This is a genomic window from Streptomyces sp. NPDC023527, from assembly GCF_055560115.1.
In genome coordinates, this window is the sequence record NZ_JBVHJJ010000012.1 from 247,587 (window position 1) to 262,985 (window position 15,399).

The following is a 15,399-nucleotide window of genomic DNA, read 5'->3' on the forward strand; positions in this document are numbered from 1 at the left end:
GGCTCGCGCAGGGCACCAGCGGCGGCGCCCCGGTCGGGTCGGCGAACGCGCCCCGGCAGTCGTGAAGCGCGCCTGACCGCCGGGGGCGCCCGGGGTCAGCTTCTGGTGTCCACCACCGTCCGCAGCTTGCCGCTCGTCGGGGTGCGTTCCAGCGCGGCGCCGTCGACGGCCTCGACGGTGAGGTCGAGGAGGCGCTCCTCCACCGCCGTGCGCAGCTCCGGGTAGTCGGCCAGGAAGGCATCCCGCGCCCGCTCCGCCGGAACGCCCGCCGCGCGTTCCACGCGGACGGTCAGCTCTTCGCGGGGGCCGCCGTTGGCCAGCAGGATCTGGATCTCGCCGCTGTAGCGGAGGCGTTCCTGCGCGATGGCCGTGAACCGGCGGTGGTTGAGGAAGTACGTCGCCACGCGCATCACGTCGCCGAGCCGTCCCAGCAGCTCGAAGCGCGGGGCATGACTGCCACAGGCACAGCGCCCGGGCAGGGCGCGGCCGAGGTCGCCGATGACGTAGCGGCCGAGGTCCTGGCCGCGCCGGGCGTGGGTGGTGAACACCAGTCGGCCCGTCTCCCCCGGTTCGACCGGGCGGTCGGACTCGACGTCCAGGATCTCCAGGGTGTGCAGGTCGGCGTGGAGGTGGTGGACGCTGCCGTCGCTCTCCGCGCACTGGTAGCCGAGCGGGCCGAGGTCGGTGCTGCCGTAGGTGATGGAGTGGACGACCTCGATGCCGAAGTTCCGCTCCAGGGTGCGGCGCTGCTCGGCGGTGAAGTGCTCGCCACCGTAGAAGATCTTGCGGATGCCGCCGTACGAGCGCAGCAGGTCCGCTTCCTCGTGCAGGAGCTGCCACAGGTAGGAGGGCATGCCGAAGAGGGTGTCGACCTCGTACGCCACCAGCATCTCGGCCGTGGCGCGGTGGTCGGGGCCGGCGGCCATCGGCATCTGGACGCCGCCCAGGCGCTCCAGGATGGAGAAGAAGCTGATGAAGCTGCCGTACATGCCGCCGCAGTAGAAGAGGTTGGCGGTGCGGTCGCGCGCCGGGTCGTAGCCGGCGGCCAGCAGGCCGCGGGCGGCGGCGTGCATCTGGACGTCGTAGTCGTCGTAGCTGAAGAGGGACAGGGCGGGCGCGCCGGTGCTGCCGCCGCTGCGGAAGTACAGCTCGGCGTCCCGCCGGTCCACGTGGCGGTTGAGCTCCTGGACGTCGGCCTTGTCGCGCAGCGGCCCGGTGGGCGGCGGGAAGGCGACCGGCCGGGCGAGGTCGTCGAGGCAGGCGGTGGTGGTGAAGCGCTCGTCGGCCTGGACGGCGACGCGGCGGCTGTAGCGCTGGAGGGCGTAGACGCCGTCGTGCGGTTCGCCGGAGTAGCCGGCGGTCATGGCGCCGACGGGCGTGACCCGGGTGGCGCCGGCGGCCAGCACCGTGCCGGAGAGCTCCGCGATGTCGGTGCGGCTGCCCCCGACGGCGGCCGTCTGGAGGTAGCGGCGCATGGGCCGCAGGGTGGGGATCAGGCGCTTGCGGGGCAGCGGCTTGATCCACACGCTGCGGTGCAGCGGGGAGGCGGTGAGCGCCGGCCGGGTGTCGGCGAGGACGCGCCAGGAGCCGTCGGGGGCGGTCAGGACGCGGGTGAGCCCGAGGTGTTCCTCCAGGCGGGCGATCATCTCGGTGGTGGTGAGCTCGGCCTCCTCGGCGGGGCTCGGCTCCTCCGTCACGGGCGCCGGGGGCACGGCGGCCAGCGCCGTGGCGAACCGCTCGGCGAAGGCGAAGACCTCGTCGGTGTCCTCGGTGTCGAGGTAGACGACCTGGGGGCTGGAGCAGGCCTGCTGCTCGTAGCGGCAGACGTCCTCGGCGAGCGCGGTCAGCGTGTCCGCGTCGTGCCAGGCGTCCTGGGTGAGGTAGGCGAAGGAGATCTTGTGTCCCCACTCCACCAGGCGGCAGCCGGGCGGCACATGGGCGGCCACGCCCTCGACGGCGGCCTCGCCGCCCCACACCGCGACGGCGTCGGCGGGGGCGCACATGAGCTTCAGCCACTCCTCGCGGGAGGAGGGGAAGCGCAGCACGACGACGCGCTCGGCGATGGCTCCGGTGGTGTCCAGCGCGGCCAGTTCGGCGAGCAGGTGCTGGGCGAGGAGGGTGTCGGCGCCGCTGGTCTTGAGGACGTTGACGTTGCCGGCGAGGAGTCCCTCGACGACGCTGAGCGGGGCGACGGTGGCGGCGTTGCCGGGGGCTATGTGGGCGACGAGGCCGACCGGGGCCCACGCCTCGTAGACGGTCTCCTTGGCGTCGGGGCGGGTGAGCCGCTGCGGCGCCGTGCCGCCCAGCTCGCGGCGGAGCTTGCGGGTGAGCTCCTCGCGGCTGAGGAAGGCGGCCAGTTCGCCGAGGACGGCCGCGTCCTCGCCGGCGGGGAGGTGGTGGCCCAGCCGCCGGGTGGCCGGGTGCTCCGGGTCGCGCAGGGCGGTCGCGAGCGCGTCGCAGGCGGCCAGGAGCGTCTCGGTGGCCAGCGGCGCGGCGAGGGCGGCCTCGACGGCGGCGGGCAGCGTGGCCAGGCGGCGGGCGGCTTCCTCGTCGCCGATGAAGGCGCCCTGCCAGTAGTGGTGGTTCGTCGAGATCTCTGCCTCGGTCATGACATTCCCTTCATCAGTTCGGCGGCGGCCACGGCGCAGTTGCGGTTGCGGCTGACCCCGGCCCGGCCGTGGATCGTGAACCACGGGGTGTCCAGTTCGCAGCCGCACTCCTCGCCCGGGTGGAGCGAGGCCAGGTCACCCATGACGACGCTCTGCGCCGGTACGGACGTGATGTACGGGGACACCAGGTGCAGGTAACCCCGCTCGCCGTACGGAAGGGCTTCGAGGGTGCGCGTCGAGCGGATGAAGACGCGGGACCAGACGGGCGCGTGGAGGTTGTGGTGCGCGCACTCGATGTAGGGGATGCAGTGCTCGACGGAGCCGAAGGTGTCGCGGATCCGCTCGGAGGGGATGCCGAGCTGCTCGGTGACGCGGGCGTACAGCTCGTGCTTGCCGATCTGCCGGTCGGTGTGTCCCTTCCAGCCGCCGCCGAGGATGATCAGGGAGCCCTCCGGGAGCCGCAGGGGCGGCAGGCCCATGGCGCTCATCCGCTCCAGGGTGAACCACAGGAAGGCGGGGAAGCCGAGGATGCGTACGGGCGCGTCGTCCTCGGCGAAGCGGCGCAGTGCGGCGACGCAGCCGAAGGGGTCGAACTCGTGGCCGTTGCCGGTGTCGCGCAGCGCGTACTCGACCTGCCGCGCGGGCGCGAAGTCGCACAGGTAGTTGTCGGTGAACGAGGTGCCCAGCTTCAGGTCGCGGGCGGGCTCATAGCTGTAGAGGAGGTAGTTGACCTCCTGCTCGGGGGTGATCCAGCCGTTGCGCTCGAAGATGCGGGCGACCATGCGCTGCGCGGAGCGGATGGTCCAGCGGTCGAAGAACATCTGCGACTTCTGGCCAGTGGTGCCGGAGGAGGTCAGGTGCAGGTCGACGTCGTCCGTGGGGATGGACAGCACTTCATGGCGCTTGAAGAAGTTCGCGTGGATGAGCGGGGCGTCGTAGGGCGTGGCCGGCCGCTCGCTGTCGTACAGGTTCCGGAAGAACGGGGACCGGTCGCGGTGCCAGGCGTTGACCTCCGCCATCGCGGCGGTGAACAGCTCCTCCTCGGCGGGGCCGGAGGAGTAGGGGTCGGTCAGGTCGCAGAGCCGCTGCACCCGGGCGAGGGCGGCCGCGTCGGGGACGTCGACGGGGGCGAGATGGGGGTTCAGGGGACTTACGGGGGTCATGAGGCAACCTCACGTGAGGGCAGATACGTCGACGCCCAGGCCGACACATAGGAATCGAGGAAGGGCTGGAGCGGTGCGTCGACGACCACGCCGCGGAAGTCGATGTGTTCGGTGGTCCGGGACATCACCACGTAGTCGTGGAAGCCGTCGCCGTCCCGGCGCATCGCGGGGTAGAGGGCACCGGCGATGAAGCCCTGCGCGGCGAAGGCGGAGAGCGCGCCGTGGTGGTCGAGGGGGACGAGCGCCTCGACGTAGCCCGCGCCGGCGCGGGTGAGCGTCCGGGTGACCGGCTCCAGCCAGCCCGCGGCGATCGCGGGGTCGGGGTGGGCGGTGACCAGGGCGCAGTATCCGCCGGTGCGGTTGAGGTAGGCGTACACCTCGAACCCGCCGTCGTCGGGCGTCAGCAGGATGTTCGGGGTGTGCAGCGGATAGAACCAGCGGTCGGCGTCGGGGAAGCGCTCCTGGAAGCGGCGGCGGACGAACGCGGGCGCCTCGATCATCTCCAGCCGCGCCGCCGTGGGCCCGGCCGGGGCCGGGCGGGGCGCGGTGGTCAGGGTGTCGGCGTAGCTGATGCCCAGGCTGCCCTCGACGGTGCGCAGGAGCGGGGCCAGTACCTCGGGCACCTCGGCGACCGGGACGCGCCGGTCCAGTACACCGGGCGAGTAACGCGCGTAGAGTGCGAGGCTTTCGCGGCTGCTGACGTCGACGGCGTTGGGCAGGATGCCCACGGGGCGGAAGCCGTTGCGGGCGACGACGCGCTGGGGACCGGCGCTGACCGTACGGACCGTGGCGTAGACGGAGTCGACGCGCCCGGCGTCGAGGGTTCCCGCGCACAGGGCCCGCGTCAGCAGCCCGGCGAGGCCGGAGCCGCGCCGGTCGGGGTGGACCGCGAGCCCTTCGAGCCGGCCGACGCGGCTGCCGGGCTCGCTGTGCACGGCGGCCGAGCCGGCGAGGCCCTCGGTGTCGGGGCAGCGGGCGACGAGCCAGAGGGTGTCCGGGTCCTGGATGAGACGGGCCATCTCGGCGGGGTCGGTGCCCAGCGAGGTGGGGTAGTGCGGACCGTAGACGGCGTAGTAGAGCTGCCGCAGATCGGCTATGTCGGCGGTGGTGGCGCGCTCGATGACGACGCTCATCGCCCGCCTCCCGCGGCCTCGGTGACGAGCTCGGCGTCGGGGGCGGACGGGGCGTCAGAGGTCGGCACCGCGCCGGGGGCGACCCCGGTCTCCGCCACGGCGTCCTTGCGTCCGTGGTCGCGCAGCAGGGCCAGCGCGCAGGCCGCCGGTACGAGTCCGGCCGCCTGGATCAGGCACAGCGTCCGTACGGGCAGGTGGTCGCCCAGCAGGCCGAAGAGCAGCGAGGCGACGGGGAAGGTCGCGCCGAGGACGGCCTGCATGACGGCGAAGAACGCGGGCTTGTCGGCGGCGGGGACCAGCCGCTGGAACAGTGCCACGAAGCGGACGCCGATCACACCGACGCACCACCCGGCGACGACCAGGCCGCCGGCGATGACGGGCCGTTCGGCGACGATCCCGGGGACGCCGAGCGCGAGCGCCATCGCGGCGAGGCAGAGGGAGCCGACGACGGTGGGCCGGCCGGGGACCTTGGCGCCGCTGAAGGAGCCGATCAGCGTGCCCGCGCCGAGCGAGGCCTCCAGGAGGGCGACGGTGCCGCCGCCGGCGTGGAGCTCCGACTTGGTGTAGAGCGGGATGACGACGAAGACCGCGGTGGTGAAGAGGTTGGCGGCGGTGAAGCTGATCAGGATCTTCCGGACGAAGGGCAGCCCGGCGAGGACCTGCCGCAGCGTCCGCCGCCCGGACCCGGCGCCCGCCTCGTCACCGGCGGCTTCGGGCGCGGCCGGGCGGAACCGTACGGTCGCCAGGAGCGCCGCGGCCGTCACATAGGCGGCCGCGCAGCCGACCGCGAGGCCGGCGACTCCGGCGCGGTCGACGATCAGGGCGCCGAGGAGGGCGCCGCCGAGGCTCGCGAGCGACTGGGTGGACAGCTCGAAGCCGGTCGCGGCCTCGATGTCCTCGTCGTCGACGAGTTCGGGCACGGAGGTGGTCAGGCAGGGGTCGAAGAACGCCTGGCAGGTGGCCAGGGCGAGCGTCGCGGCATAGGCGGTCGCGAGCGGCAGGTCGCTCGCGTAGGCCCAGCCGGCCAGCGCGCTCGCGACGACGGCGGCGCCGCCGGCCGCGCCGCGCAGCAGGGAGCGGTGGGCGAAGCGGGCGATGGCGCGGGCCACGACGGGCGCCAGGGCCACGGCGGGCAGCGTGCTGACGGCCATGAACAGGCCGGAGGCGAGGCCGTTGCCGCCGCTGACGGCGTAGGCGACGAGCCACCAGGAGACGCCGACCTGGAACATCCGCACGGCGGCCTGGGTGAGGACCTGGCTCAGCCATACGGTCCCGAAGGCGCGGTTGCGCAGGACGAGCGGCGGTCTGCGGCTCGCTGTCGGGGTGGTCATGCGGTCGGCCTCTCGTCGATCACGCGGACGAGCTTGCCGGAGCGGGAGTTGACGGAGAGGTCGCGGTGGCGCACCCACTCCACTTCCAGGGGGTGCACATAGCCGGCGGCCATGCTGTCGGGGTACAGCGGCCGGGCCGTGTACAGACCGGTGACGATCTCCTTGGCGAGGACCTCCAGGCCGGCCGGGTCGTCGTCGCCGGGGGCGGTGGCCAGGCGCAGCACCAGCCCGTCGCGCCCCTCCCAGCGGCGCACCACGAGCTGCATGCCCATGACGCGGCCCTCGGTGTCCGCCTCCTCGACGGCCGCCTGGGCGTCCTGGGAGTACAGCGACACGGGGCCGACGCGCACCCCTTCCTCGGCGCGGCCGAGGATGCGGAAGTGGCCCGCCTCGGGGTCCGTCCACTCGGCGCGGTCGCCGGCCGGGTAGCGGATGACGGGCATGAGCTTGCGGAAGAGGCTGGTGACCACGACGCGGCCGGGCCGGCCGGCTTCGAGGACGGGTTCACCGGTGGTCTCGTCGAGGATCTCGACGACGGAGTGCGGGGTGAACGCGCGGTGCACGCGGGGGTCGGGGCCGGGCACCGGGCAGCCGAGCAGGCCGGCGTCGACGCTGGCGTAGCCGAGGGAGCGCGGTTCGGCGTTGGGGAAGGCGGCGGCCAGCAGGCGTCGCTGGTCGGCGAAGAGCGCCTCGCCGCCGAAGAACAGCAGTTCCACCTCGGGCAGCCGCAGGTCCTGGGCGATCAGGTGCTCGGCGAGGCGGCACAGGGTGGTCGGGGTGCCGGCGACGACCTGGGCGGCGAAGTCCTGGAGCGTGGGGATCGTCGACTCCAGCGGGGCGCCGCCGCCGATGGGCAGCCGGACGTTCTCGACCGGGGCGTTGGCGAGCGAGTCGAGGATGAAGAGGAAGCTGGCGTACAGCTCTCCGGCGTAGAACAGGTCCGCCACCCGGTGGCCGGGCCTGAGTCCCGCCTCGACCAGTCCCTGGCCGAAGGCGGTGGTGAACTCCCGCCATTCCTCGCGGGTGTAAGGGGAGAATTTCGGCGCCCCCGTGGTGCCGCCCGTCTTGAATACGGCCGCTTCGGTGAGCGGCGCGGTCAGCACCTGATTGTCCTGGAGAGTGTTCGCCGCCCAGAACTCCCCTTGGTCGACGACGGGAAGGTCCGCGAGGCGGTCCGCGTCCGGCGTCAGGGAAGCGTAGAGATTCGCGTAGAAGGGTGACTGCCGACGGGCGAAACGTATGAGGTCCGATAGCTGTTGGACGGGCATGAGGCCTTGCCTATACACGAGAGTGAGAAAGTATTCCGGATGGCGAGGGACAGCACTCGCCGTTGCCTGTTGAAAGCTCAATGACCCACACGGGGTGGGGTCATATCGCTCCGGCGTCGCAACTGACGCACGCTCACAATCATGGAACACGCCCGAACGGACCGCAAAATTGACAGAGCCCCGACATGTGTGACTGGCCGGAAACAGCAGGGGTCCCACAGTGCTCTCGCGACACTTTCGCCCAGCACTCCTGACCGAGGCCACTCCCCCGCGACCGGGAACCGGCGCGTCGGCCGGTCAATGGAATGGCCGAATGTGGAGGTACGGGCTCCGAGGCGCGCGGCGCCCCTTTCATAAACTCCCTCCGAACACGAGCCGAATTGCTCGCGCGGAATCAGGAGTCGCGGGCCGGCCGGGGAAATCCCGCGGGCGGGACACCCTGGCCGACCGCGCCCGGTGCGGCGCGGCCACCCGCGCGGCCGCCTACACCGAGGGGGTGAGGAACCGTTCGGGCAGACAGGCGTCGCACGGCCGGGCGTTCCCCGCGAGGAGCTGCTCGCGGGCCTGGGCGGTGGTCATGGCCTCCTCGTCCCCCTTCGGTACCCAGCACCCCGCGTGGTGCACCTCGAGCATGGTGCGGCCCGACCGGCGGTGCGAGGTCATCGGCCAGAGGGCGTGCTCCAGGTCCGGCCGGTAGGGTGCGCGGCCGTCGGCGGCCCGGGGGTCGACGGTGGCCCGCGCGTCCTCGTAGAGGTCCTCGGGATCCTCGGAGAGGTATTGGAGGACGACACCGCGGACCCAGTCCCGCGGTGGCATGCCCGCCTCCTCCGCGGCCGCCGTGATAAGGGCGAGTTCATCCTGGCTGAAGAGCTGCTCCATGCCGCGCGACGGTAGCAGTGGCGCGTGGCCGGTGGGGCAAGGTCACGCGGCTTGAGTGGACCCGGCATATGCCCGCGCCCGGCGGGCCGGCGCCGGGCTGGGGCGCGCGGCGGGGTACGAGCCGCCGCGTACCCACGCGGATGCACCCGATCTCCCCTGGGAACAGGGGAGTTAACCCGACGCCCCGCCCTTGCCGCGCGGTTCCCCGGCGGCGATCGGTTCCCCCGAAAGAGTGGCGGCCGACGCTTGTCGCGTCAGCCGTCCGCAGCCCGTCGCACGACCCCGCGCGAGGGCCGCGTAACGGGCGGGGGTGGTGCCCACGTGCCGGGTGAAGTGCCGGTTCAGATGCGCCTGGTCGTAGAACCCCACGGCGGTGGCGACGTCGGCGGGGCGGTGGCCCGCGAGCAGGAGGCCGCGCGCCCGGTCGACGCGTCTGCCCGTCAGATAGGCGTGCGGCGGGAGCCCGTACAACTGCTGGAAACAGCGGATGAGATGGGTCGGGTGGGCGCACAGGACCCCGGCCGCCTCCTGGAGCGTGAGGCCCTCGCGTACGCGCGCGTCCAGCAGGTCCCGCAGCTCCGCCGCCAGCCGTCCCGCCTCACGCCCCGGTGTGCCGGGGCGGAGGGCGGCGAGGTGGACCCGGAGACGCTCGCCGATGAAGGAGAGCCGGGATTCGGCCTCGAAGGCATCGCCGTCATGGGCGAGGGCGGTGTGCAACTGATGGACGCGGTGGCGCAGGAGACGGTCGCAGAAGACGGGCACGCCGACCGCGGGGCCCGCGAGCCGCTCGGGGAGGACGGTGGTGTCGAGGTAGAGGACGCGCTTGCGGAAGCCCGCGTCGGTGACGGTTCTGCCGTCGTGGGAGACGCCGGGCGGCAGCAGGGCGACTCCCGCGCCGGTGGCGCCGTGGCGGTGACGGTCGAGGGCGAACTCCACCGAGCCGTCATCGATGATCATCAGCGCCCAGGTGTCGTGGGTGTGGGCGGGATAGGCGTGGTCGACGAACCGCGCGTGGAAGACCTCGGCGATACCGGGGACCGCGGGCCGCCAGGCTTCGATCCGCGTACGGGGTCGCTCTTCCGTACAGGGGCGATCTTCGGTCATGCAAGGACTCCGATCATGCAAGGAACGTACAAGACCGGAAGTGACCGCCCTCGGCAGACTCCTGACACCGGCGGGCGCGACGGCGTCATACGGCCCGGCTTTCCAGGAGGCATCCACACCATGACCACCCCCACTCGACCCACCCAGCCCTCTCGCCCCGTTCAGCCCGTGAATGTGGCCGAGCGCCTCGCGACCTTCCACGACCACTGGGCGCAGCGGAAGGTCGCCGACCTCAACGACTACGAGGTCAAACTCGCCAAGCTGCTGGGCGAGTTCGTCTGGCACAGCCATGAGGACACCGATGAGCTGTTCCTGGTCATCAGCGGCCGGCTGACCATCCGGCTCCGCGACGGCGAGGGCGAGGGTGGCAGCGAGGTCACGCTCGGGCCGGGCGAGCTGTTCGTCGTGCCGCGCGGCGTGGAGCACTGCCCGGTGGCCGAGGAGGAGACCGCCGTCCTGCTGCTGGAACCGGCGGGGGTCGTCAACACCGGGTCGGCGGGCGGTCCGCTGACCAAGCCCGTCATGGACGACCGTCAGTCGCGCTGACGGCCGGGGCGGGGCCGCCCCCGGCACCGGCTCGCCGGGCGCGATCCGCTGGCTCCAAGGGGACGGCCCCGTCCGCTCACCACGATCCGGGCGGCAGTACGTCGTCCATCAGGATGGGGGTCTTGCGCACCCGGATGCCCGTCGCGTGGTGCACGGCGTTGGCGATCGCGGCGGCGGTGCCGACGATGCCGAGCTCGCCCACGCCCTTGGCGCCGAGCGGGTTGACCACCTCGTCGTGCTCGTCGACCGTCTCCACGGTCACCTCGCCGATGTCGGCGTTGCAGGCGATGTGGTAGCCGCCGAGGTCGGTGTTGGTGAAGCGGGCCCGGCCGCGGTCGACGGCCGTCTCCTCCAGCAGGGCGTGCCCGGCGCCCCAGATCATGCCGCCCGACAATTGGCCGTGCGCGGTACGGGGGTTGATGATCTGCCCGCAGGCGAAGACGCCGACCATCCGACCCAGCCGGATCCGGCGGGTGCCGGGGTCGACCAGCACCTCCACGAACTGCGCGCCGTGGCTGAACATCGCGTGCGTGGCGCTGACCGCCCCCGCCTGGACGAAGCCGCCGAAGTCGGCGGCCAGCCCTCGGCGGGCCGTCTCCGCGTCGAGCTCCGGGGGCGCCCAGTGCCCTTCGGCCTCCAGGGAGCCACCGGGCAGGTGGGCCCAGGCCCACTCGGCCGTACGCCCCCGGCTCTCCGCCATGGCCCGCAGCCGCTCCCCCGCCGCCCGGGCCGCCAGTCGTACGGCGGAGCCCGCGGACGCCGTGGTCAGGGAGCCCGCCGACATCGGCCCGGTGGGCAGGTCGCTGTCGCCGAGCCGCACCGTCACCCCGTCGGCGGGCAGGCCGAGTTCCCGCGCGGCGATCTGCGCCAGCACCGTGTACGCGCCCGTACCGAGGTCGTGCGCGGCGACCAGGACCGTCGCGCGGCCGTCGGCGGTGAGCCGGACGCGGGCCCGGGACGGCGCCCGTAGGACGGGGTAACCGGAGGCCGCGCACCCCCAGCCGATGAGCCGGCCCTCGCGGTCGCGCATCGAGCCGGGCCGGGCGTCGCGCCGCGACCAGCCGAACAGCTCGGCGCCGCGCCGGTAGCAGGCCACCATCGAACGGCTGCTGAAGGGCAGTCCGGTGACCGGGTCGCGCTCGGGCTCGTTGCGCAGGCGCAGCTCGACGGGGTCGATGTCCAGGGCGACGGCGAGTTCGTCCATGGCGCTCTCCAGCGCGAAGACGGCGGGGAACTCGGCCGGCGCGCGCATGAAGCCGGGGGTGTTCACGTCCGTGGGCACCACGTGCTCGCGGGTGCTGATGCTGGGGTGGGCGTAGAGGCGTGTGGTGAGGTCGGTGCCCGGCAGGGCGAGGGTGTCGGCCCGGGAGTTCTGGCCCCAGCCGTGGTGTTCGTAGCCGAGCAGCCGCCCGTCGCGGTCGGCGCCGAGCCGGATGCGCTGCCGCGTCTGCGGGCGGAAGGAGCCGACGGTGAACATCTGCTCGCGGGGTACGAGCAGTTTCACCGGCCGGTCCAGGCGCCGGGCGGCGGCCGCGACCAGGACCGTGTGCCACAGCACGCTCGCCTTGGCGCCGAAGCCGCCGCCGACGTAGGGGCTGAGGACCCGTATGCGATCGACGGGCATCGCGAACATCGAGGCCATCGCGGCGCGGGTGCCGCGGACCCATTGGGTGGGGAGGTGCACGGTCAGCGCGTCGTCCCGCCAGACGGCCGTGGTGGCGTAGAGCTCGATCGGGTTGTGGTGCATCGCCGGGGTGGTGTATTCGGCCTCGATGACCACAGGTGCGGCGCGCAGGGCCGCTTCCGTGTCGCCGGTCGTGATCGACAGGGGGTCCTGCGCGCGGGCGCCGTCCATCGCCCCGTCCAGCGTGGCGTGGGCGGGCAAGGTGTCGTAGTCGGCCTCGACGCGGTGCGCGGCCTCCTCGGCGGCCTCGACCGAGTCGGCGACGACGAGGGCGATGACCTGGCCCGCGTAGTGGATCTCGTCGGAGCCCAGGGGGTTGACGCTCGACTGGAACGGCTCGCCTGCGGTCAGGAAGCCGCCGGGCGGCAGGGCGGCCTCGGGGCTGCGGTGGGTGAGGACGAGCCGTACGCCGGGTACGGCCTCGGCGGCGGCGGTGTCGAGGCGGGTGAGGCGGCCGCGGGCGACGGCGGACGTCACCAGCGCGGCGTGCGCGAGGTGCGGCTCCGGGGTGTCCGCGGCGTAGCGCGCGGCGCCGGTGACCTTGGCGAGGGCGTCCGCGCGCACCACCGGCGCTCCGACGGTGTCGGTCACGACTCCTGTCCCTTCCGGCTCGCGATCAAGACGGCTTCGGCGACGGTGCGCGGCCCCAGGCGGAGTTTGGCGGCGTTCCCGCTCAGGGCGCGGGCCTGCGCGAAGGCCGCCTGCCCGGCGCGGCGGGCGGTGGTCTCCGTCAGCGGCCGGCCGGTCAGCTCGGCCTCGGCCTCGCGGCTGCGCCAGGGACGGGTGGCGACGCCGCCGACGGCGACGCGGGCGCCGACCACCGTCGTGCCCGCCATCTCCAGGGCGACGGCGGCGGACGCGACGGCGAAGGCGTAGCTCGCGCGGTCGCGCACCTTGAGGTAGGTGGAGCGGCGGCCGGCGGGGGTGGCGCGCACGGTGATGGCGGTGACGATCTCACCGGGGCGCAGAACCGTTTCGACGTCGGGGCGGTCGCCGTGGACGCGGTGCAGGTCCTCGAAGGGCAGGGTGCGGCGCCCTTGCGGGGAGATCAGCTCGACCTCGCTGTCGAAGGCGGCGAGGGCGACGCCCCAGTCCCCCGGGTAGACCGCGGCGCAGGCGTCCGTGGCCCCCAGCACGGCGTGTTCGCGGTTGACGCCGGTCAGCGCGGCGCATCCGGTGCCGGGCGCCCGTTTGTTGCAGGGCGAGACGCCGTCGCGGAAGTAGGCGCAGCGGGTGCGCTGGAGGATGTTGCCGCCGAGTGTGGCGACGTTGCGCAGCTGCTGGGAGGCGGCTTGGCGCAGGCTCTCGGTGAGGGCGGGGTGGTCGCGGGCGAGGGTCGGGTCCTCGGCGACGTCGGCCATGTTGGCGAGCGCGCCGAAGCGCAGGAGGGGGCCGCGGGTGTCGAAGGCGCGGAGTTCGCCGAGCCCGGCGATGTCGACGAGGCGCCGGGGCCGCATGACCTCCAGCCGCATCAGGTCGACGAGGGTGGTGCCACCGGCGAGGACGACCGCGCCGGGCTCGCCGGCGGCTCGTACGGCCTCGTCCAGGGAGTGGACGCGGCTGTAGACGAAGGGCCGCACGGCTAGATCCCCTCGGCGGCGGTGCCCGTCGAGGCGATCGCGGCGACGATGTTGGGGTAGGCCGCGCAGCGGCAGAGGTTGCCGCTCATGTACTCGCGGATCTCCGCGTCGGAGCCGGCGTGGCCCTCGCGTACGCACGCGACGGCGGCCATGATCTGGCCGGGGGTGCAGTATCCGCACTGGAGGGCGTCGTGGTCGACGAAGGCGCGCTGCATGGGGTGGAGCGAGCCGTCGGCGCCGAGGCCCTCGATGGTGACGACGTCGCGGTCCCGCGTGGTGACCGCCAGGGTCAGGCAGGAGAGCACGCGGCGTCCGTCGAGGTGGACGGTGCAGGCGCCGCAGGCGCCGTGGTTGCAGCCGACCTTGGTGCCGGTGAGGCCGAGGTGTTCGCGGAGCAGGTCCAGGAGTGTGGTGCGGGGGTCGACGAGCAGCTCGTGGGACTGCCCGTTGACTCGTATGCGCAGGGGCAGCGGCGTCCGGTCGGCGGTGTCGCCGGGATCCTGGAGATCCGGTGCGTGCGGCGGTCCGGTCAGTGCGTCCATGTGTCCTCGTCCTTCCCAACCAGCCGTCGGATTGAGGGGTGTTGTGCCGTCCGGGCGCCCCAGGTTGTCATGGCCGGGGCGGCGCGGCCAGGGTCCGGAGCGAGATCGTCCCGGCCGGAAACGATCTGTTTCCATCCGGTTCGGAGGGTTACCTTCCACCCATGCCCGTCACCGCTGACCGACTCGGAGCCGAGGCCGCCGGACGACCGTCCGGAACCAGGGGCGTCCGCCGATGACCTTCCCCGCCGGCGCACCGCTCCACCCCGCCGCCCCGTCCCTGACGGACCGGGCGATGCGCGCCTTTCCCGTCCACCACCCCGATGCCCGCTTACGCATCGGGGCGCTGCTGCGCCTCGCGGGGGACGCCCCGAGCAGGGCACACCTGCGCGATCACATCCTCGAACGGCTGTCCGCGTTACCGGCCCTGACGCACTACCTCGCCGACGCCGACACCCGGTGGGCCGCCGCCCGGCGGCTCGATCCGGCCACGCACGTCGTGGACCATCCGCTGCCGCCGGGGTACGAGCACCTGGAGGAGGCCGTGCAGCGGCTCCTGCGGGACCCGCTCCCCGAGGGCGCGCCGCACTGGCGCGTCTGGCTGCTGCACGGGCACGCGCCCGGGACGTACGCCGTGCTCTATCTCGTGCACCACGCCGTGCAGGACGGCGCGGGCATGCTGCACACGCTGGAGACCCTGTTCACCCCGCACGGCGTGCCCGAGGAGCAGTCGTCCGCCGTCCTGCCCGGTCTGCTCGGCGCCCCGGCGCCGACCGTCCGCGACCGCCTGCGGGCGCTGGCCACCGCGGCGCGCGCGACCCGCCGTACGGGCGTGTGGCAGTCCGCCCGGCATCCGCTGTCGGCCCGGCGCACCTTCCGCTGGGCGCGGGTCCCGACGCGGTTCCTGCGCGAGGTCGCCGCCACCGGTGGCGGCTCCTCCAACGACGCCTATCTCGCCACGCTCGCCCATACGTTGCAGGACTGGGCGGCCACCTACTGGCCCGCGGCGTACCGTTCTCCGGAGCTGGAGCTGGTCATGCCGGCGAACGTCCGGCGCCCCGGCGAGGCCGGCGCGCCGGGCAACCGGACGGTCATGGTCCGGCTGACGCTGCCGGGCGGGGACGTGCCCCTGGCGCGGCAGCTGGAAGGCGCGGTCCGGGCCACGGCCCCGCTGAAGTCCCGCCGCGACCGCGAGGCCCTGCGCCGCGCCGCCGTCATGCCGCGCCTGCCCGGGTGGGCGCTGCGCGGCCTCACCCGGACCCTGGCCGGGCCGGGGCACGCGGTGGTGGGCGTCTCGGGACTGGTGGCCCGGCACGACCTCCAGCTGGGCGGGGATCCCGTCGTCGCGGTGGAGCCGATGGGCTGTCTGCCGGAGGGCAGTCCCCTGGGGGTGCTGATGCTGACGTACCGGGGCACGTCGGCGGCGTGCTTCATGGCCGACCGCGCGGTGCCGGGCCTGAACACGGTGCACCTCCGGTGGGAGCGGATCGTACGGGGGTCGGTGCCCGGCGGCGCGCCGTAGGGGGCCGGACCTGCCGGTGGCAGCGGAAGCGCCCCGCCGAC

Annotated in this window: 12 protein-coding genes; 2 read left to right on the top strand and 10 right to left on the bottom strand. The window is 73.6% G+C overall.

Going from position 1 to position 15,399, the window contains the following annotated elements:
* Positions 1–95: 95 nt before the first annotated feature.
* The 7 genes from ACZ303_RS24220 to ACZ303_RS24250 form a co-directional block, all read right to left on the bottom strand.
* Positions 96–2,609 (bottom strand): acyl-CoA reductase, encoded by a 2,514-nt coding sequence (locus ACZ303_RS24220; protein ID WP_467342270.1) that lies wholly within the window; start codon positions 2,607–2,609, stop codon positions 96–98.
* Complete coding sequence (locus tag ACZ303_RS24225) at positions 2,606–3,772, bottom strand: LuxE/PaaK family acyltransferase (RefSeq protein WP_467342271.1); 1,167 nt, start codon at positions 3,770–3,772, stop codon at positions 2,606–2,608. The genes ACZ303_RS24220 and ACZ303_RS24225 overlap by 4 nt, the downstream gene beginning before the upstream one ends.
* Positions 3,769–4,905: a GNAT family N-acetyltransferase gene (locus tag ACZ303_RS24230; protein ID WP_467342272.1), complete on the bottom strand. Its 1,137-nt coding sequence runs from the start codon at positions 4,903–4,905 to the stop codon at positions 3,769–3,771. The genes ACZ303_RS24225 and ACZ303_RS24230 overlap by 4 nt, the downstream gene beginning before the upstream one ends.
* Positions 4,902–6,236, bottom strand: coding sequence for an MFS transporter (locus tag ACZ303_RS24235; RefSeq protein WP_467342274.1), 1,335 nt, complete (start codon positions 6,234–6,236; stop codon positions 4,902–4,904). The genes ACZ303_RS24230 and ACZ303_RS24235 overlap by 4 nt, the downstream gene beginning before the upstream one ends.
* The gene (locus ACZ303_RS24240; protein ID WP_467342276.1) at positions 6,233–7,504 is read right to left on the bottom strand and encodes a phenylacetate--CoA ligase family protein; all 1,272 of its coding nucleotides are present in this window, start codon (positions 7,502–7,504) and stop codon (positions 6,233–6,235) included. Before ACZ303_RS24240 ends, ACZ303_RS24235 begins: the two co-directional genes overlap by 4 nt.
* Positions 7,505–7,987: 483 nt before the next feature.
* Positions 7,988–8,383, bottom strand: a complete 396-nt coding sequence (locus ACZ303_RS24245) for a DUF6233 domain-containing protein (RefSeq protein WP_467342278.1) — start codon at positions 8,381–8,383, stop codon at positions 7,988–7,990.
* Positions 8,384–8,554: 171 nt separating this feature from the next.
* Complete coding sequence (locus tag ACZ303_RS24250; RefSeq protein ID WP_467342280.1) at positions 8,555–9,487, bottom strand: helix-turn-helix domain-containing protein; 933 nt, start codon at positions 9,485–9,487, stop codon at positions 8,555–8,557.
* 120 nt (positions 9,488–9,607) lie between these two features.
* Here ACZ303_RS24250 and ACZ303_RS24255 point away from each other — a divergent pair, with 120 nt between their 5' ends.
* Positions 9,608–10,033 carry a cupin domain-containing protein gene (locus ACZ303_RS24255; RefSeq protein WP_467342282.1) on the top strand — a complete coding sequence of 142 codons (426 nt, stop codon included), beginning with the start codon at positions 9,608–9,610 and terminating at the stop codon, positions 10,031–10,033.
* A 76-nt stretch (positions 10,034–10,109) separates the two neighbouring features.
* On the opposite strand, the gene ACZ303_RS24260 is transcribed toward ACZ303_RS24255, so the two are convergent.
* From ACZ303_RS24260 to ACZ303_RS24270, 3 genes are read right to left on the bottom strand one after another with little or no spacing between them, the layout of a single operon-like run.
* On the bottom strand, positions 10,110–12,308 hold the full coding sequence (locus tag ACZ303_RS24260; RefSeq protein ID WP_467342283.1) for a xanthine dehydrogenase family protein molybdopterin-binding subunit: 2,199 nt from the start codon (positions 12,306–12,308) through the stop codon (positions 10,110–10,112).
* Positions 12,305–13,297, bottom strand: a complete 993-nt coding sequence (locus ACZ303_RS24265) for an FAD binding domain-containing protein (RefSeq protein WP_467342285.1) — start codon at positions 13,295–13,297, stop codon at positions 12,305–12,307. Before ACZ303_RS24265 ends, ACZ303_RS24260 begins: the two co-directional genes overlap by 4 nt.
* Positions 13,298–13,299: 2 nt before the next feature.
* The gene (locus ACZ303_RS24270; RefSeq protein WP_467342287.1) at positions 13,300–13,839 is read right to left on the bottom strand and encodes a (2Fe-2S)-binding protein; all 540 of its coding nucleotides are present in this window, start codon (positions 13,837–13,839) and stop codon (positions 13,300–13,302) included.
* 232 nt (positions 13,840–14,071) lie between these two features.
* Between ACZ303_RS24270 and ACZ303_RS24275 the strand changes: the two genes are divergently transcribed.
* Positions 14,072–15,358, top strand: a complete 1,287-nt coding sequence (locus ACZ303_RS24275) for a wax ester/triacylglycerol synthase domain-containing protein (RefSeq protein WP_467342289.1) — start codon at positions 14,072–14,074, stop codon at positions 15,356–15,358.
* The last annotated feature ends 41 nt before the right edge of the window (positions 15,359–15,399 follow it).